Annotated in this window: 14 protein-coding genes and 2 pseudogenes; 4 read left to right on the forward strand and 12 right to left on the reverse strand. The window is 48.6% G+C overall.

Going from position 1 to position 20056, the window contains the following annotated elements:
* Positions 1–371: 371 nt before the first annotated feature.
* The 9 genes and pseudogenes from rbsB to chrB all read right to left on the reverse strand — a co-directional run bounded on the left by rbsB (position 372) and on the right by chrB (position 9486).
* The gene (gene rbsB, locus NWF35_RS08690; RefSeq protein WP_301238742.1) at positions 372–1286 is read right to left on the reverse strand and encodes a ribose ABC transporter substrate-binding protein RbsB; all 915 of its coding nucleotides are present in this window, start codon (positions 1284–1286) and stop codon (positions 372–374) included.
* Positions 1287–1416: 130 nt separating this feature from the next.
* Positions 1417–2283: pseudogene (locus NWF35_RS08695) on the reverse strand (ABC transporter permease subunit); the annotation flags it as partial.
* Positions 2284–2366: 83 nt separating this feature from the next.
* Positions 2367–3851 carry a sugar ABC transporter ATP-binding protein gene (locus NWF35_RS08700; protein ID WP_301238665.1) on the reverse strand — a complete coding sequence of 495 codons (1485 nt, stop codon included), beginning with the start codon at positions 3849–3851 and terminating at the stop codon, positions 2367–2369.
* A 21-nt stretch (positions 3852–3872) separates the two neighbouring features.
* Positions 3873–4268 (reverse strand): D-ribose pyranase, encoded by a 396-nt coding sequence (gene rbsD / locus NWF35_RS08705; RefSeq protein WP_301238666.1) that lies wholly within the window; start codon positions 4266–4268, stop codon positions 3873–3875.
* Positions 4265–5158 (reverse strand): ribokinase, encoded by an 894-nt coding sequence (gene rbsK, locus NWF35_RS08710; protein ID WP_301238667.1) that lies wholly within the window; start codon positions 5156–5158, stop codon positions 4265–4267. The genes rbsD and rbsK overlap by 4 nt, the downstream gene beginning before the upstream one ends.
* Position 5159: 1 nt before the next feature.
* Positions 5160–6140 (reverse strand): LacI family DNA-binding transcriptional regulator, encoded by a 981-nt coding sequence (locus tag NWF35_RS08715; RefSeq protein WP_301238668.1) that lies wholly within the window; start codon positions 6138–6140, stop codon positions 5160–5162.
* A gap of 567 nt (positions 6141–6707) precedes the next feature.
* On the reverse strand, positions 6708–8249 hold the full coding sequence (locus tag NWF35_RS08720) for a gamma-glutamyltransferase family protein (RefSeq protein WP_301238743.1): 1542 nt from the start codon (positions 8247–8249) through the stop codon (positions 6708–6710).
* Positions 8250–8329: 80 nt separating this feature from the next.
* Positions 8330–8878 carry a chromate efflux transporter ChrA gene (chrA, locus tag NWF35_RS08725; protein ID WP_301238744.1) on the reverse strand — a complete coding sequence of 183 codons (549 nt, stop codon included), beginning with the start codon at positions 8876–8878 and terminating at the stop codon, positions 8330–8332.
* A complete protein-coding gene (gene chrB, locus NWF35_RS08730; protein ID WP_301238669.1) occupies positions 8878–9486 on the reverse strand; it encodes a chromate efflux transporter ChrB in 609 nt (202 codons plus the stop codon). Before chrB ends, chrA begins: the two co-directional genes overlap by 1 nt.
* 113 nt (positions 9487–9599) lie before the next feature.
* On the opposite strand from chrB, the gene NWF35_RS08735 reads away from it, so the two are divergent.
* Both NWF35_RS08735 and NWF35_RS08740 read left to right on the forward strand, forming a co-directional pair.
* Positions 9600–11399, forward strand: coding sequence for a CocE/NonD family hydrolase (locus NWF35_RS08735; protein WP_301238670.1), 1800 nt, complete (start codon positions 9600–9602; stop codon positions 11397–11399).
* A gap of 269 nt (positions 11400–11668) precedes the next feature.
* Positions 11669–12853: an NAD(P)/FAD-dependent oxidoreductase gene (locus tag NWF35_RS08740; protein ID WP_301238671.1), complete on the forward strand. Its 1185-nt coding sequence runs from the start codon at positions 11669–11671 to the stop codon at positions 12851–12853.
* A gap of 133 nt (positions 12854–12986) precedes the next feature.
* On the opposite strand, the gene thpR is transcribed toward NWF35_RS08740, so the two are convergent.
* A complete protein-coding gene (thpR, locus tag NWF35_RS08745) occupies positions 12987–13646 on the reverse strand; it encodes an RNA 2',3'-cyclic phosphodiesterase (protein WP_301238672.1) in 660 nt (219 codons plus the stop codon).
* A gap of 364 nt (positions 13647–14010) precedes the next feature.
* Positions 14011–14208, reverse strand: a complete 198-nt coding sequence (locus NWF35_RS08750; protein WP_301238673.1) for an MBL fold metallo-hydrolase — start codon at positions 14206–14208, stop codon at positions 14011–14013.
* Positions 14209–14487: 279 nt separating this feature from the next.
* On the opposite strand from NWF35_RS08750, the gene NWF35_RS08755 reads away from it, so the two are divergent.
* On the forward strand, positions 14488–15972 hold the full coding sequence (locus NWF35_RS08755) for a N,N-dimethylformamidase beta subunit family domain-containing protein (RefSeq protein WP_301238674.1): 1485 nt from the start codon (positions 14488–14490) through the stop codon (positions 15970–15972).
* Positions 15973–15997: 25 nt separating this feature from the next.
* On the opposite strand, the pseudogene NWF35_RS08760 reads toward NWF35_RS08755, so the two are convergent.
* Positions 15998–16350 (reverse strand): annotated as a pseudogene (locus tag NWF35_RS08760) (recombinase family protein).
* A gap of 2181 nt (positions 16351–18531) precedes the next feature.
* Between NWF35_RS08760 and NWF35_RS08765 the strand changes: the two are divergent.
* Positions 18532–19575, forward strand: a complete 1044-nt coding sequence (locus NWF35_RS08765; protein WP_301238675.1) for a glycoside hydrolase family 113 protein — start codon at positions 18532–18534, stop codon at positions 19573–19575.
* The last annotated feature ends 481 nt before the right edge of the window (positions 19576–20056 follow it).

The raw sequence follows: 20056 nt of genomic DNA on the forward strand, positions 1-20056 counted from the left end.
TATAGTACAGTTCAATTGCGACTACAAGCCCTTTTTTGAAAAATGTCACAAAAAACTGATCACACGGTGGAAAAGAGCGTAGAAATGGGGGTTGATAAAGAGCGAGCGGGAAAACCCTGCCCTTCAGCGGTGGGATGATAGCAAGCAAAAACTCGTTAAACGAAATCCTCTCCATTGGACGAAGCCATCGTGGAGGGATGTGGGTTGCCACGCCAGAAGAAACGAGAAGGCTCTGCGATCAACGGGAGTCCCTCTGGAGCAAGTCACGCTGTTATATATCAGAAACGAAAAAAAGCTCCATCCAAAAGCCTCAAAAGAAATAGAGCCTCCCATTTTGGAAGGCTCCTTCTTGGCAGTGATCGGTTTTTGTGTTATTGCTTGATCAAGTCCAAGCTGATCGAAATTTTGGGGCTGACTTTTTTTCCTTCCAAGTACTGTTTGGCCGTTTCGATCGCTCTTTCACCCATGATGGCAGGCTTTTGGGCAATAGTGGCAGCCATTTCCCCTCTCTTGACAGCGGCGACAGCATCGGGAGTGGCATCAAATCCGACCACTTTTACGTCTTTCATCCCTGCCGCTTTTAAGGCTTCCAGGGCTCCCAAGGCCATCTCATCATTTTGGGCAAAAACGCCTTTGATGTTTTGATTACCTTGCAAAATGTTTTCCATGACGGATAACCCTTGTGCCCGGTCAAAGTTGGCCGTTTGTTTGGTTACAATATGGAGCTGGCCTTTCACCGCTTGCTCAAACCCTTGACCTCGTTCACGGGCGGCGGAAGAACCGGGAATCCCTTCCAACTCGACAACATTGGCCCCCTTGCCTACCAAGCTTAACAAATATTGTCCCGCCATTTTACCGCCAGCCACATTGTTGGACGCGATGTGGGAGACAACTTTGCCCTGATTGGCAGCACGATCAACCGTGATCACGGGGATGTTGGCGTCATTGGCCGCTTGGACAGCCGAAACGACCGCATCAGAGTCGGTGGGATTGATGATGATCAAATCGACTTGTTTTTGGATCAAATCTTCAATGTCATTCGTTTGTTTGGCAGAGCTGTTTTGCGCATCCACCGTAATCACTTTCATGCCCAACGCTTTGGCTTTTTTCTCTGCCCCTTCTTTTAAGCTGACAAAAAACGGATTGTTCAAAGTGGACAAGGACAAACCGATGGTATAAGGTCCGGATTTTTTTCCGGTTTCGTGACCAGCAGAACCAGGTGATTGCAGGGAACAACCGACCAAGCCAACCATACTGACCAACAGAACGATGAGCCAACGTTTCATCTTTTTCATGAGAAAAACTCCTTTCCATTCTTTTAAGAAGGAATATTGACACCGGCGAGCCTCCGATGTGAACACCGCGTTGATGGGTTCAGTGGACCGGGAAGCTTTGCCGCCTTCAGTAGCGGGTCGCTCACGAAGTGGATTTGCGGTCAAGCAAAATCGCAATTAATATGACAAGACCTTTGACAACCAACTGGTAGAAAGAGGATACCCCTAATAGGTTCAACCCATTATTCAGTGTGCCAATGATTAAAGCCCCAATCATTGTCCCGACAATGGAACCTTTGCCACCAGACAGGCTGGTCCCTCCTAACACGACGGCGGCAATCGCATCCAGCTCGTAGGAAGTGCCTGCCGTCGGTTCTGCGGAATGGAGGCGGGAAGTGAGGATCACTCCGGCCAGTGCAGAAAGTAAGCCAGCCAAGGTGTAAACGAACCATTTAACGCGACTGACGCGGATTCCCGCCAGAATAGCCGCTTCCTCATTTCCCCCGATGGCATAGGTTTTGCGCCCCAAGGTGGTTTTTTTCAAGAGGAAATAAAGAAGAATGAAGGTGATTAACATCGTGATGACGGGAACCGGAATACCGAAGAAATAGCCCCGACCGAACATCTGAAAGGCTAAGTCGTCTCCCATGTTGGTGATGGGCCTTCCGTCGGTATACACCAAGGTAAGCCCGCGATAGACGGTCATCGTCGCCAAGGTGACAATGAATGGCGCCACCTTGCCTTGGGTTATCACCAGTCCGTTAAACAATCCCAACAGTGCCCCGACCAAAAGACCGATGAACAGTGCGGGGATAAAGCTCATACCGCTTGCCAGGAGTTGGGCAACAATCGCGCTGGAGAGAGCCAATATGGAACCGACGGACAAATCGATGCCACCAGTCAAAATGACGAACGTCATCCCAAACGCGATCAATGCATTAATGGATACTTGCCTGAGGACATTCAACAAGTTGGAGAGGGATAAAAAACTAGGGCTTAAAATGGACAAGACCAGAATGATAGCCAGCAAACCGAATAAAGCCCCGAATCTCTCCAGGAAACGAACCGATTGCTTTCGTGTAGTAGTCACCATCATTTTCCTCCAGTTGCCAGATTCATGATCGTTTCTTGCGTCGCTTCTTCACGATCCAGAAAACCGCTGATCCTGCCTTCATGAATCACCATGATGCGGTTGCACATGCTAAGCAGTTCAGGGAGTTCCGACGAGACCATGATGATCGCCACGCCACGTTCGGCCAATTGCTGAATCAAGAAATAAATCTCTTTTTTAGCTCCGATGTCCACGCCGCGGGTTGGTTCATCCAGGATCAATAGTTTGGGTTCAATTCCCAACCATTTGGCGAGCACCACTTTTTGCTGGTTTCCGCCACTTAAGGATTTGACTGGTTGCGAGATTCCGGTTGTTTTCACACTTAACTTTTGCACCAACTCTTCCACAAACGTCTTTTCCTCTTGTTCGGAAATCCAGCCGTAGGAGCTGAAGCGCTTCAGGTTGGGAAGAGCGATGTTCTCACGGATAGAAAAATGGAGGATCAGCCCTTCTGATTTGCGGTCTTCTGTTACGAACCCGATTTCATGACGGATGGCATCGTGCGGATTTTTGATGCGAACCCGCTTGCCTTGAATGAAGATTTCCCCTTTGTCAGCTGGGGAGAAACCGAAGATCGCCTTCATGATTTCGGTTCGTCCGGCTCCCATCAGGCCGGCCACGCCGAGAATTTCCCCTTGCCGAACATGGAAAGAAATATTTTCAAATACCCCGCGTTTGGTCAATTGTTTCACTTCCAAAAAGACGTCCTTGGCCTGATGGGTCAACTGAGGAAAACGTTCCCCAAGGGTTCTTCCCACCATGAATCGCACCACTTCATCCATGGAGGTTTCCTTGATCGGTTTGGTGGCGATATATTGCCCATCACGCAAAATCGTGATCCGGTCACATAGATGGAAGATTTCCTCCATCCGGTGGGAGATATAGATGAAGGAGACACCCTGTTTCTTCAGTTTTTGAATCACCTTGAACAAGGTATCGATTTCGCGATCGGTCAAAGCCGATGTTGGCTCGTCCATGATGATCACTTCAGCATTGGTCATGAGTGCTTTGGCGATTTCAATCATTTGTTGCTGACCAACAGATAGGTTTCCGGCCAAGGTGGTAGCCTTGATCTCCATACCCAAATGGGCCAGTCTCTCTTCCGCCAACCGGTTCATTTCCTTGTTTTTGAGGATACCTGTTTTTCCGTATTGATGTTCCCGGCCCAAAAAGAGATTTTCGGCCACGGTCAGGTTGGGCCAAATGTTCAGCTCCTGATGAATAAAAGCGATGCCGGCTTCTTCGGCCTGTTTGGGATTTCTGAAAACAGTTTCCTTACCGTTGATAAAAATGGTTCCGGCATCCTTTTCGTAGACACCGGTCAAAATTTTCACCAACGTGGACTTACCAGCCCCGTTCTCGCCCATCAGTGCGTGAACTTCCCCGGGGAGGATCGAAAGCTGCACATTCTTCAGTACGGGAACGCCGTTAAACGATTTGGAGATATTTTTCATCTCGATTTGCATAAGTTCCCACCTTTCCAATCGCTAGAAGATGACGCCGGCATGAAGGATAACATTGGCGTAAGGTGAGTTCTCCCCGGTACGGATCACGGCTTTGGCCCTTTGCATCAGGGCTTTGAATTGCTCGTGCGGCACGAATTCTTTTGCTTCAGGGGCAAACAATCGCTCCACTTCCCGCAAGAGGTCAGGATTGTACTGTTTGATCTCCGAGGCGAGGGTGATCTTTTCGATCACCATATCATCTCTGATCGCTTCGGCCACTTCCAAAAAAGTAGGTTTTCCCAGCCGAATGGCCAAATCGATCCGGTGAACATGATCCGGGATCGGCAACCCACAATCGGCGATGACAATGGTGTCGGTATGCCCCATTTTCGCCAGCACACCGGCAATTTCGCTGTTCAAGATCCCCAGTTTTTTCAATGCTCATCCCCCACATGTTTAAGGATTTCCTCCATGGTGGGCATGCCCCCCTGTGCTCCCAGCTTGGTCACGGATAGGCTCGCCGCTACGCATCCATAGCGAATCGCTTGTTTGAGGGGAAGCCCTTGGGCCAGAGCCACGGCAAACACGCCGTTAAATGTATCTCCCGCCCCGGTTGTATCAACCACGTCTACCGACAAGGCTGGAACACGAACAAATTGGTCGCCGTCAAAATATCGGGCACCTTGGCTCCCTTCCGACATAATGATTTTGTTGGGATACCGTTTCAAAATCTCTTCAACATCTACGCAGTCCTTAAAAATGGCCCGGCATTCATGCTCATTGGGCGTCAGGTAGGTCACTTTTTCAATCAAGTCGGGAGGCAAAATTGTAGCAGGTGCCGGATTCAAAATAACCGGAACGTTCCATTTTTTGCAGAGATCAGCAACATACATCACAGTATCCAAAGGAATTTCCAACTGTAAAAGAACGACTGAGGCGGCTTTGATCGCCTCTTTCGCCCGATCCACAAGCCCCCGATCGACTTCGCTGTTGGCGCCGGGAACGACCACAATACTGTTATCCTCTTCAGCAATGACGATATGGGCGATACCGGTGCTTTTATGTGTAACCGGTTTCATGTATGTCGTAGAAACGCCTTGTTTTTGAAAATTGTCCAGCACCATGTCGCCGAATTGGTCGTTCCCCACGGCTCCGACCATCTCCACTTCGGCGCCCGCCCTGGCCGCCGCCACAGCCTGATTCGCGCCTTTTCCACCGGGAACGATATGAAACGTTTCACCGATGACAGTTTCGCCCGCGATGGGGCGTTTGGGTGAGGTAACCACCAAGTCGATACTGGAACTGCCTACAACGACAATCTTGCCCATCTTATCCCATCCTTTTTGTAGTCTCTCGTTCGGCCAGTTTGACAGGAAAACAATGGGTTTTAGCTGCAATGTTCTTTTTCGTAATCAATTGAATGAGAAGCTCCGTCGCCCATTTGCCCATTTCATAAATCGGCTGGACGATGGTGGTGATCGCAGGATAAAAACATGCGCTTAGGGGAATCCCGTCAAATCCGACCACCTGCAACTCTTCGGGAATGGAGATCCCTCTTTTTAATGCCACTTTTACAGCGGCCACAGCGATCAAATCGTTTCCAGCAAAGATTCCGTCGATTTGGGGATAAGTGTCCAGCAGTTCGCTGACTGTTTGTTCGCTGATGGGGATGTCAAACTGACTTTCCACAATGTGATAAGCGATACCGGCTTGTTCGGCCGCATTGACAAACCCCCGACAGCGCTCATCGGCCGGGCCGAGTTGGCTGGGACCGCGCACATGGGCGATGAAAGTACAGCCGCGCTGAATGAGCAATTCTGTTGCCATTTTTCCGCCGCCATAGTGGTCAGCACGAACCTCGGGAATGGATTCATGAAGGGTCCGGTCTAAGGCAACCACTGGAATATCCAGATCAATATAATTCATATTATTTTGACGGTTGGTGGTCACAATCAGTCCGTCTGCGTGATTTTGTGTTAAAACGTCGAGATAATTTTTTTCCTTTTCCAGGTCTCCGTCTGAATTGCACAAAACCACGGTATAACCATATTGGTGAGCGACGTCCTCTACGGCGCGGGCTAATTCTGGAAAAAAGGGATTGGTGATGTCCGGCAGAATCAGCCCGATCAAACGGGAGCTCTTTTTATACAAAGAACGGGCAACATAGTTGGGCTTGTAATTCAATTCTTTGATGGCCTTTATGACTGCGGCTTTGGTGTCTGCGTGAACATAGCCCGTTTCGTTAAGCACGCGGGAAACGGTTGCGACAGACACCCCGGCTCTTTTAGCCACATCACGGATCGTTGCCACTTTTTTGCACTCACTCCACTTCAAAATGTAACCGGTTACAATCTAATAATATCAAGCATGACTCGATTTCGTCAATGAAATTCAGCATGTATCATAATGATGGAAATTACATTGGGTGTTCGGATCCACTTCCGAAATCGCGAGTGGTTCGCCCATTTTGTCAAGAGTGAGTAATTACAGAAACTGCCGCCTAAAAGCCCACGGTTTTAATCGTTGGCTTTGCTCGGAATCCCCCTTGTGGGGATGGCAAGAGCAACCTGTCTATAGTAAATCGAACATATGAGCGGTGCTTATCCCACTGGTAGCGGGTTCCGTTCCTTGAAAACGTTATGGTATGGGGTTCCAGCGGCGAACCAGTTCTCTCCCGCTGGGTAAAACCATGAGAGTGAAAAAAGGAACTAGGACACTGGTAACAGGTGTCCCGCCCATGTGGGTACATGCAGCCCAGCTGTAGAACTGCATGGTATGGGCTGATGAGACAGCCCTGAACTTGGGAGTTGTCCGAAACAGAAATGGTCTGAGGACGTGTACTACCCAAGAATCCCACGGCCTCAGCCGTGTAGAGTCTCAACAGGCCGCTATTTGTCCGTCCGTACGTGGTTCTGTCCCCCCGACAAGAACACCATTTTCCGTTCTCCATATGATCTGACCGCGTCCGAAGCTGCCCGATCCCATTGCCCATTTGACATCATGCCCTAGACGTGCAAGGGCTTCTGCAATATGTGCCGGAGTGGTATGCTCCAACTCTACCGTTTTTCCTTCGATCCACTGCCACCTTGGAGCATCTAACGCCGCTTGCGGATTGAGATGAAAGTCGACTGTGTTCATCACAACCTGCACATGCCCTTGAGGCTGCATAAAACCGCCCATAACCCCAAACGGACCCACTGGTTTTCCACTTTTCGTCATAAAGCCAGGTATAATGGTGTGATATGGTTTTTTTCCGGGTTCGAGACAATTGTCATGAGCAGGATCCAACGTAAAGTTATGACCTCGGTTGTGCAAAGCAATACCCGTGCCCGGTACCACCAGCCCGGATCCAAAACCCATGTAGTTACTCTGGATGAAGGACACCATATTTCCTTCACTGTCTGCGGTACACAAATAGACCGTCCCCCCTTGGGGAGGCTGACCCGGTTCCGGTTGTAGCGCTTCTTTTCCGATTAGCCGGCGGCGTTCTTCCGCGTACGCATCAGACAGCAAATCCTCTACCCGTACTGACATTTTGCGAGGATCTGCAATATATTTTTTTCCGTCCACATAAGCCAACTTCATCGCTTCAATCTGTTTATGGTACGTATCGACCGTGTCGCGTTCTGAGAAATCAAACCCCTTCAAGATATTCAAGGCCATCAGAGCCACTAACCCGTGGCCGTTTGGCGGGAGTTCCCATACATCGTAACCGCGATAATTTACACGGATGGGATCCACCCATTCCGGTTGATATGCGACTAGGTCCTCCAATCTGAGATAGCCTCCATATTGTCTCGAAAACTGATCCATCTTCTCGGCTAATTCGCCGCGATAGAACGATTCCGCTTTCGTTTCGGCGATCAACTGCAACGTTTTGGCATGATCGGGTGAACGCCATATCTCACCAATCTCGGGAGCCCTACCTTCCGGAGCGAATGTATCGAACCATGATTGAAATTCACTTCCTTTCAAATTACGGCTATAAATGCGAAACGCTCTGGCCCAATAAGTTCCAAGCACCGGCGTAATCGGGTATCCATTCTCCGCATATTCAATAGCGGGTTTGAGCACTTCTGTGAAAGGGAGTTTACCAAAACTAGAAGACAGTTCTGCCCAAGCAGCCGGTGCTCCGGGGACAGTCACAGGAATAAAACCATATTTGGGGATTTGTTCAACTCCGGCTCTATTTAACGCGTCGATGGACAGATTCCGCGGGGCAGGACCGCTGGCGTTCAATCCATAGAGCTTTCCTTTTGTCCAGATCAGTGCAAAAGCGTCTCCGCCAATTCCGTTTGACGTAGGTTCCGCTACAGTCAGCGTAGCCGCTGTCGCAACAGCCGCATCGATCGCGTTTCCGCCCTTCTTCAGGATGTCTATTCCTGCTTGAGCGGCAAGCGGTTGCGAGGTGGCAACCATCCCGTTTTTGGCGTATATCACGGTTCGACGTGATGGGTATGGATAATAGACTGGATCGTATTTCAATTGCGCTCCTCCTTTCAGGCTACTATTTGATGAGACAATACCAAGCTCCCATACACGAAGGCAGCAACGATCACCAGTGCAGGGTGAATGCGCCCTTTGGTCATCGCCCAGAGTGAGACAGCCGAAATCCCTAAAGATTGCCAAATTCCGATTGAGGCTACAGAAACTTCTCCCATCTCCCAAGTCAAACCGACCATCAGGACCGCGATCAAAGGTTGTACCAACAAGGTCATTCCTTTCACGACGGAAGATTGCCGAAAACGGTTGACGATTTGTAAAAGAAAAATTAAAGCAATCGCCGAGGGGACCACAGTGGCGACTGTAGTAATCACAAATCCCCACCATCCGGCCTCTTGATAACCCACAAACGCGGCAATTTTTGTTGCGATGGGACCTGGCAAGGCATTTCCCACTGCCAGTACATCCGCAAATTGTTCATTGCTCAACCAGCCGTAATGCTTTACGATCTCCTCTTGCATCAAAGGGATGGAGGAAGGACCTCCACCATAACCAAGCACATTGGCGACGAAAAAACCCCAGAACAGCTTCAACCAATCCATCATCATGTTCCTTTCTCTTCCTGTTTCTGTTTGAATCGCTCCATGATTTTCAGATGGAAGGATCCGTAAATCAAGAATATGGCAACGACGATTCCAGGATGGATATCCAACACATGGAGTAAAAAAAACGCAACAAATCCAAATCCGATTGCAAACCCTTTACCGAGTCCTTTCCACGCTTTTGCCGCAAATTCGTAAGCCATCATTCCGAGCATGACAAAAATAACAGGCCGGACAGCCGCGATCATCCCCGCCACCATCCTGGAATGTCGCAACGCGTACAGAATGCCGAGGAGGGCGATCATCGCAACACTCGTGGGCAGAATATGAGCGAGAACTGCTATCACGGCTCCTATTGCCCCTTTTTGTCTGTATCCGAGATAGGCTGCCATCTTCGTGGCAATCGGCCCTGGAAGCGTGTTAGCCAGAGCTAGAATCTCTCCGAACTCCTCATCATCCACCCAACGATATCTGGTGACCGCCTCATATCGAATGAGTGGAATGACCGAGGGTCCTCCTCCATAGCCCAAGATCCCTGTACGCCCCATGGCGATGATGAGTTCTTTGTAAACTCCAATTTCTTTTGTCAACGAGCTCAGTTGCATACCCATTCTGCTCTTATCCACCTCAAATAAATCCGACCTTTTTCTTATTTTATATATTATCAGAATATTATATAGTCGGGATGAGGACAACCCGATTTCGATTAAGGAGGATCACACTCATGATCCGTTATTATCGATGGATTGCATGGATCACACTGTTCGGAGTACTGCTGTGGGCCGTCCAGCTACCCGTTTCTTCGACCAGTCGGGCGGCCGGTTCCACCGAACCTCGTTGGGAACCCTACGATCGCCCAGCCCAATTCCGCGTGGTGGTGGACAAAGACATCGCTATCCCCATGCGCGACGGCATCGTGCTGACAGCGGACGTTTACCGTCCTGATGCTCCCGGTCGTTTTCCCGTCATTCTCACGCAAACTCCCTACAACAAAAACGGAGCATTGGGACAGGGCAACCGTTATCTGGTAGAACGAGGTTATGTGCATGTCGTGGTGGACGCCCGCGGCACGGGTGGCTCCCAAGGAACTTGGGAGGCCTTCGGCCCAGCTGAACAACAGGACGGCTACGATCTGGTCCGCTGGGCTTCGAGCCAACCGTGGAGCAACGGCAAAGTGGGATTGTGGGGCGCCTCCTATATGGCAATCAACCAGTTTTTTACCGCCGCCCTACACCCACCCGGTTTAAAAGCGATGTTTCCCATCGTCCCCATGGGAGATGCGTACCGGGACATCATGATGTCAGGCGGACAAGCCAACACGGGATTTATTCCCCTGTGGATGGGCTTGGTCACTTCCGGCGGATTGTTGCCGCCCACCTACACGTGGAATGATCCCCTGCGTACCGGCGGGGTCGTTATTGGTCACGCAGGTGCCACCACCAATTTCCCCCTGAATTCCATTACCTCGGTGTACGGTGGTGGGGACCTGGCATATGACGGACCGTTCTACAGGATGCGTTCGCCTTTGGAAGTGGTGGACCGGGTGGAGGTCCCTGTGTTTATTACCGGCGGTCTGCACGATATTTTCCAACGCGGCGAACCGTTGTTGTACGAACGCTTGAAGCGAAGGGTGCCGACAAAGTTGCTCATCGGCAATTGGACCCACGGCGATTTTGGTACGGGATTGCCAGCGGATGGCGTACCAACCCTGGACCAGATCGCGCTCCGCTGGTTTGACCGGTATCTCAAAGGGATCGAAACCCATGTGGAACGCATCCCCGCCGTCACCCAGTACGTACTGGGAAGCGGACATTTTGAGACACAACGTGATTGGCCTGGCCCCGGCTTACGGGTGGAGCGATGGTATCTGCGCGAGAAGAGCGGATTGAGCCGTACCCCTGCGGAAAGGGAGACAGCGGATGTCATGGTGCAACAACCGATCAACGGCATCTGTTCCGGCAGTACCAATCAATGGACGGCCGGTGCGATCCAAGCCACACCATGCGCCAAAGACAATCGATTGACGGAAGCGACGGAAGTCACTTACACCAGTCCACCATTGGATCGGGATTTGAAAGTATCTGGCCCCATCGGCGCACAGGTGGACCTCGTCACGACGGCGCGAGAAGCCGTAATCTCCGTCCGCATCACGGACGTAGCCCCGGACGGCACGTCCACCGAATGGACGGCAGGCTGGTTGGCCGCTTCCCTGCGGAAGACTGACCGGGCCAAAAGCCGCGTGGTGGACGGCGAACTGCTACAACCGTGGCATCCGTACACCCGTGACTCTGTTCTGCCGGTGACGCCGGGTGAGCCCATAAGGTTGTACGTGGAGATTTTCCCCACCAACGCTGTACTCAAAAAAGGGCACCGCCTTCGGGTGGCCATTGGGCCAAGTGACTTTCCCCATTCCATCTCTCCTCTGCCGCAGGCCGCCCATCAACTAGGTGGAATCGTCCATATCCTTCACGGGCCACATCATCAGTCGCACGTCACACTGCCGGTATTCGGGACACGTCCTTGACGAGGGCGTGTCTATCCATGCACGCCAATCCAGGTAAGCCGGTTTTCGCTCGCACCTGCCACCACACGCACAAAGTCTGCACCTGGAAACAAACCATCTTTCTGTTGGACAGCAAATGACCGAAAACACCTCTTCAGCGATTTTAACAACCGTCCCTTTTAATGGACGTCGGCGAGAAACAGTGTTACTTTTCAGATGTAACCAGTTATTCGATGACCTATAATTGATCCAACCGGTTCAAAAATTGTTATCTATAAGGAGTGATCCGTTTGAAAAAGCTCGTGATCGTAGGGGGCGGGTTTGCCGGAGTGTGGAGTGCCCTCGGGGCGGCTTGGAAATTGCACGAAAAAAAAGCGGATCACATCGAAATCGTACTGATCAGTCCCCACCCGGATCTGCACATTCGTCCCCGATTGTATGAGCAAGATCTCAGCGATGTTCGCGTTCCGCTGGATTCCGTGTTGCAGCCGGTCGGAATACGAAACATCCAAGGCATGGTACGTCTCGTTCATCCTATGGAGAAACAGATTGTCCTCGACGGGGAACGGACTCTGTCTTACGACCGTCTGGTACTGGCTGCCGGAAGCCGTCTTCACCGACCGGATATCCCCGGACTTGACGAATGGACATTTGACGTGGACACGTATGAAGGTGCCGTGAAATTGGATCGCCATCTTCGCAGTCTCCCGCATCATCCGGTTCCGGGGCGTGAAGTGGTTGTGGTTGTCGGGGGTGGGTTTACCGGAGTGGAAATCGCAGCAGAAATGGTGGATCGTCTCCAAAACATCGGCCTCAACGATGGAAACATCGTGATCATAGAGAAAGGGCCGGTACTGGGGGCGGATTGGGGCCCTCACCTGCGTGCGGTAGTGCAAGAAGCCCTGGATGATCTCGGGATTGAAACCAGACTGTCCACCTCGATCCGATCTGTCACTCGTACCGGAGTCGAATTGGATACGGGGGAACGGATCACTGCCGCTACAGTTATCTGGGCCGCAGGTATGCGCGCCAATCCCCTGACCCGGACGATCCCTGCCGAGAAAGACGAACTCGGCAGACTTCTGGTGGATGAGTTTCTCCGCGTCAACGGCCATCCCCATATCTTTGCAGCGGGAGATACCGCCAAAGCCAAAACGGACGACACACATCACGCCCTCATGTCTTGCCAACATGCGATTCCGCAAGGGAAAATCGCCGGGCATAACGCCGCCGCCGATCTCCTCGGCGAGCCCATGAAACCATACCGGCAGGAACGATACGTCACCTGTCTGGATCTGGGTCCTTGGGGAGCAGTGTTTACGGAAGGATGGGATCGCGCGGTGAAAGCGACAAAGAAAGAAGCGAAGAAAATCAAGCAAACCATCAATCGCGTGTGGATTTATCCCCCTGTCGGTAATGCCGCAGACATTTTGGCCGTAGCAGCTCCCGACGCTTCCCACAGGAGAAACTATTAATGCCCGCGGTGGCGGGCTTTTGCTTTGTGAATCTCAATTTCTCTTTATTTCTCTGTCAAGGCCTCGTTTTCTTTTTTGCTATGACTCTACCATGTTCCTATCAAACGCAAATTCACAAAACTCGTTCAGCAAACTATCTCTCCCCACCTTGATCATCCCACCGGAACGGTAACACCGCCATCGGTTCATACATCGGTACACGTCCCCACATCGTTCGGTACAACACCAGATCCTTGACCATCCACTCAGCCCCTCTTTCCGCAGTTGAGACAACGATTTCGTTCACCTGTTCGGCGTCAAAATCGTTCCGTTTGTATTGTCTGGCCAAGGTAATATGCGGACGGAACGGACGATCCTCCCGATGAAAACCGAGCGGCGTCAACGCTTGTACCACTTTTTCCTGCAATGCGTTCAAAGTCGGAACATCTCCGTCCACCCCGGCCCATAAGATACGCGGTCTGCGAGGAATACCGAAGACTCCGATTCCGTTCAACTTCAGGGTGAACGGTGTCTGTTTTCCCGCTACGCGAGTCAATTGCTGCTGGAGATACGGCACTTGTTCCGGTTTACACGCCCCCAGGAAAAAGAGCGTGACATGATAGTCTTCCGGGTGCACCCATTTGCCAAAAGTATCCCACCCGGTGCTTCGGATCTGTTCACACCACTGAGTCAGCAGTTGCCGACACGGTCGGTCTAACCGGACGGCAACAAACAACCGCCAATCTGAAATGAGAACCACTTCCTTTCTGTGGACATGCTTGTTAAAGATCGCCCCACCGTTTTCCCGGCTCACTCCACCTGCTCTCTGAAAGGACAATTCAAAGCTATGTAGTGTAATTTTCTGGCATCAATTCCCGTGCTAACCATATCCTTTTTATACCAAACTATATCTGAACTTCCAAACTCAGCGATTCACCTGCAGTAGCTTGAAAGTTACGAATTTCAGGTTACAACAACAGTTGCTCAAGCTAGCATATATGCTCTTTTCATGAAGAAAGACTTTTTTTCCACTTGATGTCCTCTCTTGATTAGATCTTACCACGCCACGAAAGTTGAAGGGAGTTCCCTTTAACATTCCGCCCTTCATTGGACTTTGGTAAGGAGCGAGTCAAGATTTATCTATTTACAGACGGGTACGGTCTTCCTTTAAAAGACGTTTATTCAATATGAACTGACTGCTTCGGTTCCAACATCTCCAGTACCACATTCTGTTGCCGGGCCGATTCCGTCAGGCGATCCACTAGATCGGGTGTTTCATTGTATATCGGCGGGTTGTGGAAGGCTCCGTAATGGATGGGAACCAATTTTTTGGCCCGTAAAACCACCGCTGCGGACACGGCCTGCTCGGGGGGCATACACCCTTGAGTAGTTAATGACAAAACTATAACCGTAATATTGACTTTCTGTGGACACCTATTTTTTTGATGAATATATCACATTCGTATTTTCTGATAACACTTACGTTAATTTTGTCCTTAAAGTTGACTTTCTGTGAACGACCTATTTTTGTGAAATCGATCACACTTACTTTCTCCAATTCGGTTTATGCTAAGTGAGTGTGAGACGTTTGAAAACGGGAGAGCCAAATTGTTTGGAGTGACCAATTGGGTCTTGGTTGACGGAGGTGAGGGGTTATGAAGAGACCCTTATCTCAAACAATCTATTTATGTATTTTGGTAGTAGGGATGATCGCATTATTTACAGTAGTTTCCATTTTCAAGATTAATTCTATACAAGCTCACACGGTAAACGCTCACCATCAGGTCAAGGTAAGCCAACACCTCAAGGAATCGGTTAAAGCGAACAGGAAGCAACTCCCCTGGATGATCTCAAAGCCAGCCGGAAAAGCGCTGGAGGGCTATGCTTCTGATATTTCCGTAACTCCGGGTCAAACGATCAAATTATTTATTAACAGTACAAAAGCCTACTCAGCGGACATTTATCGTATGGGCTATTACAACGGAATCGGCGCTAAATTAATGAAACAATTGCCGGTTCATCCACCTGTGAAACAAACGGCAAACGTTAACCCGGAAACAATGGACGCCAATTGGAAGCCCGTCCAAACGCTTAAAATCCCTACAGACTGGCCAAGTGGATTTTATTTAATTAAACTTATCGCCACTAACGGAATGGCCAGTTATATTCCTTTTGTCATCCATGAGAAAAACCCCTCTGCCGATTTTGCCGTAATGTTGGCGACCAATACTTATGAAGCTTATAACGGATGGGGTGGGAAAAGCCTTTACACCTACAATAGCTCAAACCACAAAATCTCCTACATGGTTTCTTTTAACCGCCCCTTTGATGACGGATACGGCAGCGGACAATTTTTTAAGTTCGAATATAATTTGGTGCGTTGGTTGGAAAAAAACAACTATAACATTACTTACATTACAGACACGGATATTGATGAAGGAATTCTTAACCGGTCGCATATCAAAGCATTGATCATTGCCGGACACTCGGAATATTGGTCTTCGGAAGAGCGCCGGGAAATACAGACTCACACCGAAAAAAACCTTAATCTCGCAACCTTTGGCGCAAATGTAGGCTATTGGAAAGTCCGCTTTAATGAGGACAATAACGGAAATCCAAACAGAATCATGATTTGCTATAAATACGCGACAAAAAAAGATCCTTTCTTTAAAAAACATCCTTCGATGAGTACGGGACAGTTTATCGATCCACCCTTTAGAGAGCCGGAAGAAGAGGTCATCGGTAACAGTTACAATGGGATACCAGATGATTTTCACACCGCCCCCCTCGTCGTTTCAATGCCGGATCACTGGATCTACAACGGAACGGGATTAAAAAAAGGGGATAAAATCAACGGAGTCATTGGGGGAGAAATCAATCAATATAAAGGTCGAATTCATGCGAAAGTAGATGTTATCGCACATTCCCCCGTTCAGGTCCATAAACAGAAACGCTACTCTGATGTCGTTTGGGGAGTGAGACCTTCGGGGACGAAGTTTTTTGCAACCGGAACTTTTTTGTGGAGCTGGTTTTTAGATCCATTTGGTCACGAAAAAATAGCGAAATATAACCCCAATTTCGCCCATGCCGACCCCCGCATTCAACAAATGACAAAAAACGTTCTCAATCATTTAAGATAATGGAGTGCAGAAATCAAAATTAGCGTCAGCCTAACGGCTGGCGTTTTTTGGTGAAGGAAATGGAAAGATTGGGATCCTTCATAAGAGATTGAGCCATTTCCACTTTCCGCTCATCCATCACCCGTGGCCGTACGCCCGATTTCCCTCTTGCACGAGCCGCAGCCAGACCAACCTGCATTCTCTCCCGGATTATCTCCCGTTCAAACTCGGCAAGCGTTCCAAATAGTTTCCCGCCGCTGCTTGTGGTATCCATGTTTTCCTGAAGACTACGGAAGCCTATGCCCCTTCATGAAGTTCGTTCACCATTTCAATCAGGTGTTTCAGGGATCGACCCAGACGATCCAACTTCCAATCAACGAGAGTTTCCCCTGGCCTCACGTAACCCAGGGCCTCGTCCCAATAACATAGGTGGACCAGGACATCGACCTACTCGTTTAAGAGAAGTACCTGCTTTCCTGAAACGGCGAGATTTTAAAGGAGTATCTTCGCAATTTGTATGTCATAGGCCCTCATGACACCATATAGGTAGATGTGTACGACTGGTGGTTAGCTTGTACGTGAATTTTCCGTTGAACGAAGTCTGTGGGCCATGCACCAATAGGTGGAAATGGCATAGGTATTATGTATGCGGATATCCCCTCGACATGAACGCATAGTGAGAAATTGCGTTCAACAAGCTGTATCCCTCAGAAAGTGAATCCCTCAGCTAACCCGGTTATGTAGATTGATCCCCAAACCGGGTTTCTTTAAAAAGACCCTCATAGAGCGTATCTAAGGTCATGGATGTTTGGATCAGGAACCGGACTGGGTGATACATAATTTGCGTGTCCGAATATTTATTAGGCTTGAAAACAGAAGGGTGTTAACGGGGGGATTGTCCACGGACTGGGCTGTAAGAAACAAAGAAATCCCCATGTCCCTAGCAAATGGCCCCTTTACGCTAGGACGACAGCCACTTTTGAAAAAGCCAAAGACACAAAAAACCACTCTCTTCTAGGAGTGGTTTATAATTCCGCTTTTTGGTTACCTACATTTGTGTGTTTACTCGTATCACACGGTCGTTGACAAGCATAATGTGTCACAAGGATCGATTTTCATCCTGCCCTCACCGGTTAACTTGTCCCCCTGTGTCATACAAACTCATTGACGAGCTTTCCCACCGGGAAAAACTGGATGATTCACGATAAGGATAGTAGCCATCACAGTGGCATTCCCTCATTAACTTTTTCAGCTTTCTGGTGGTTTTTTTGCTTAGACGATAGGCTTTGTACAGTCTGTGGTAATCCACCATACAGTAATGTCTATGCATCGGGTAATACATCATCGGGTAGTCCATCATCGGGTATTGCATATAAGGTTGGCGTTCCATTCAAACACTCACTCCCTGTTTTTGTTTTCCTGTCATGGTATCGTATGCCCCCATCTATCCGCAGCGTCACCGGTTCAAAAGCCTGTTTTTTGTAGAGCACTGAACCCTTTAACTCCCTTTCTGACGATCCGATATATGTCATTTTCTTCCTCCATACAAAAAAAGGTTCCGACATGCGTCGGAACCTTCCCTTTAGCCGGGGTGGGATTCGAACCCAAGGAGGGCGCAAGGGTTTCCCCTTCCCAACACCCCTAGATGGAATGGAGCCATTTCACATTTTCAGTATATAAAAGGATCACAAAAGAGTTTGTGATTAATTACACAAAATAAGTGACGATATTATGACAGTTATTGTCTTATATCGTGCTTTTATTCAAATCTTATCTTCTACAACCTATAAATAATATGTGATATGTTTCACAAAAACAGCGTGTATGACACGATCCGCAGCATTTACCCGAGCGCCGAAATCCATGACATCCCCCGGGCGGATCTGACCAAACCGGCCGGGATTTGAGCCGGAGGACACTTTCTCCTGAAAGACGGCCGTCTCGGCGGAGTACGGGAGGAGAGAAAAATGAATGGTGTTTCTGAGAGAAACAAGTTACGAGAAAATATCCGGGTTGATCCACGGTCTTTCAAGGGGTTTCGTCATTTATGAACTGCCCTATCAACTACTCCATAAATTACCCCATCAACTATCCTATCAACTGCCCTATTATAGGATGGTGTTGTTCTTTCTCTTCTCCGGATAAAAAAAGTGTATTTCTTGATATTCTTTTCCTCTGAAAAAATGCTCTCGGAGATACTCCCAGTACCGTTTCAGGTTGTTTCTTTTCCATGGGGAGCGACCCAAATGACTTTTCCATCCAGTTCTACATGTTTCAAGGTGGATACTTATTTCGTGCATCCGTTGCTCTAACGCGATACGACGGAGAGTTGAGCGAAAGCTTGATCATCTTTTCCGTATCTGGGGCAGCCGCATTGATCTGCCGCATCCATCCGTATTCTAATTCAAATCAACGCTCGAAAAATCAATGTTGAATTCATGAGCGAGCTAACCAATAAACCAATATCCACTCAAATTGCTAATGATCAGCTCAGGAGCGGGTTTTCATTAGGAAGCGTATGGGGGCATTGTAGAAATAATACACTGAAATTAGAGTAACGATGAGAAGGAGATATCGACCATGGAGAACAATCAAATGATTAATCGTAAAGGCATCAATTACGACGTAGGCACGTTTACCAGGGGTAAAGAATCATCATCTCGTGATAAATTCGATCCTGCTATCGTTAAACGTGAAATGGAAATTATAAAAAATGATTTGCATTGCAATGCCGTAAGGATTTCCGGTCAGGAAATTTCAAGACTTGTCATGGCGTCTGAATTTGCGATTCAACAGGGGTTGGAAGTCTGGTTTTCTCCAGCTTATATTGATGCGGATGAACAAGAAACGCTGAGTTATTTTGGCGAATGCGCCAAGGCGGCTGAAAAATTACGGACGCAGTCTCCGGTTGTTGTTTTTGTAGCCGGATGTGAGCTTACGTTTTTTATGAAGGGGCTCGTTGATGGAGATACAGCATTTGACCGGATCAACACTTTTATGAAACGCTGGCGCTTGCTGAAAAGCACGATTCGAAAAGGTTATTTCAACAAACGTTTAAATGCATTTTTGTCAAAAGCTGTGACTGTGATTAGAGAACATTTTCATGGCCAGCTCACGTATGCATCAGGCCCTTGGGAAAATGTGAAATGGGACCTGTTTGATTTCGTCTCTATTGATTACTACCGCGATGCAAGTAATAAGAACTCTTACCGTGAGAAGTTAAGAGCTTACTATAAACACGGTAAACCGGTAGTCATTACTGAGTTCGGTTGCTGCACCTACAAAGGGGCCGAAGATAAGGGAGGCTACGGTTGGGCAATTGTGGATTGGAGCAAAACACCCAAACAGCTTAAAGGTAACTTTATCCGGGATGAAAGCGTACAGGCCAATTATCTTATTGAGTTGCTGGACATTTTTAATGAAGAAAAAGTGAATGGAGCATTTGTATTTACTTTTGTAATGCCAAGCTATCCGTTTAACGAAAATGCGTTATACGATTTGGATATGGCCAGTTATAGTGTGGTCAAAACCTATACTGATCGAAATGGAACAACCTATAACGACATGCCATGGGAGCCAAAGAAGTCCTTTGCTGCTTTAGCTGAATATTACGCGAAGCATTAACCCCCTTCTTGAGTGGCTATGTATAGCCTCAAGTCATCTTTCCATTTATTAGGAAAACAGTGGCTACCCCTAAGAAAGATAAAATGGCTTGAAAAGTAAAATGAGAGGATTAGATTGGGAGGATTTCGGTCAATAGAACCCCCATGAAACAAACACCGGCTCCCTTAACGTAAATTAGGTTAGAAACATCATAAAGAGCTTTTCCCTCCGCCGCCCACGCCCAAAGACGGAATTAAAAAGAAAAAAGCGCGGTGTCCGCGCCAAACCTAATTTGGAGATGGTAGTGGAAAGCAAGAGAGGGTGGAAAGCAAGAGGTGGACAAAACAGAGAAAGAGGGTTTCATCTCTTTCCAACACCCCTAGATCAACCGAGTGGACTCTTGACATTTTCAGTATATAAAAGGCTTGCAAAAGAATTTGTGATAAATTGCACAAAATAAGTGACGATATTATGACAGTGATTTTCTTATATCACGATATCA

Origin of the sequence: Polycladomyces subterraneus (genome assembly GCF_030433435.1) — a bacterium.
In the GTDB taxonomy this organism is placed as follows: domain Bacteria; phylum Bacillota; class Bacilli; order Thermoactinomycetales; family JIR-001; genus Polycladomyces; species Polycladomyces subterraneus.

Coding starts and splice junctions, on each gene's coding strand:
- rbsB (WP_301238742.1), bottom strand. CDS start 1,286: ATGAAACGTTGGCTCATCGTTCTGTTGGTCAGTATGGTTGGCTTGGTC.
- NWF35_RS08700 (WP_301238665.1), bottom strand. CDS start 3,851: ATGCAAATCGAGATGAAAAATATCTCCAAATCGTTTAACGGCGTTCCC.
- rbsK (WP_301238667.1), bottom strand. CDS start 5,158: ATGGGCAAGATTGTCGTTGTAGGCAGTTCCAGTATCGACTTGGTGGTT.
- NWF35_RS08720 (WP_301238743.1), bottom strand. CDS start 8,249: ATGGTTGCCACCTCGCAACCGCTTGCCGCTCAAGCAGGAATAGACATC.
- chrA (WP_301238744.1), bottom strand. CDS start 8,878: ATGATGGATTGGTTGAAGCTGTTCTGGGGTTTTTTCGTCGCCAATGTG.
- chrB (WP_301238669.1), bottom strand. CDS start 9,486: ATGGGTATGCAACTGAGCTCGTTGACAAAAGAAATTGGAGTTTACAAA.
- NWF35_RS08735 (WP_301238670.1), top strand. CDS start 9,600: ATGATCCGTTATTATCGATGGATTGCATGGATCACACTGTTCGGAGTA.
- NWF35_RS08750 (WP_301238673.1), bottom strand. CDS start 14,208: ATGCCCCCCGAGCAGGCCGTGTCCGCAGCGGTGGTTTTACGGGCCAAA.
- NWF35_RS08755 (WP_301238674.1), top strand. CDS start 14,488: ATGAAGAGACCCTTATCTCAAACAATCTATTTATGTATTTTGGTAGTA.
- NWF35_RS08765 (WP_301238675.1), top strand. CDS start 18,532: ATGGAGAACAATCAAATGATTAATCGTAAAGGCATCAATTACGACGTA.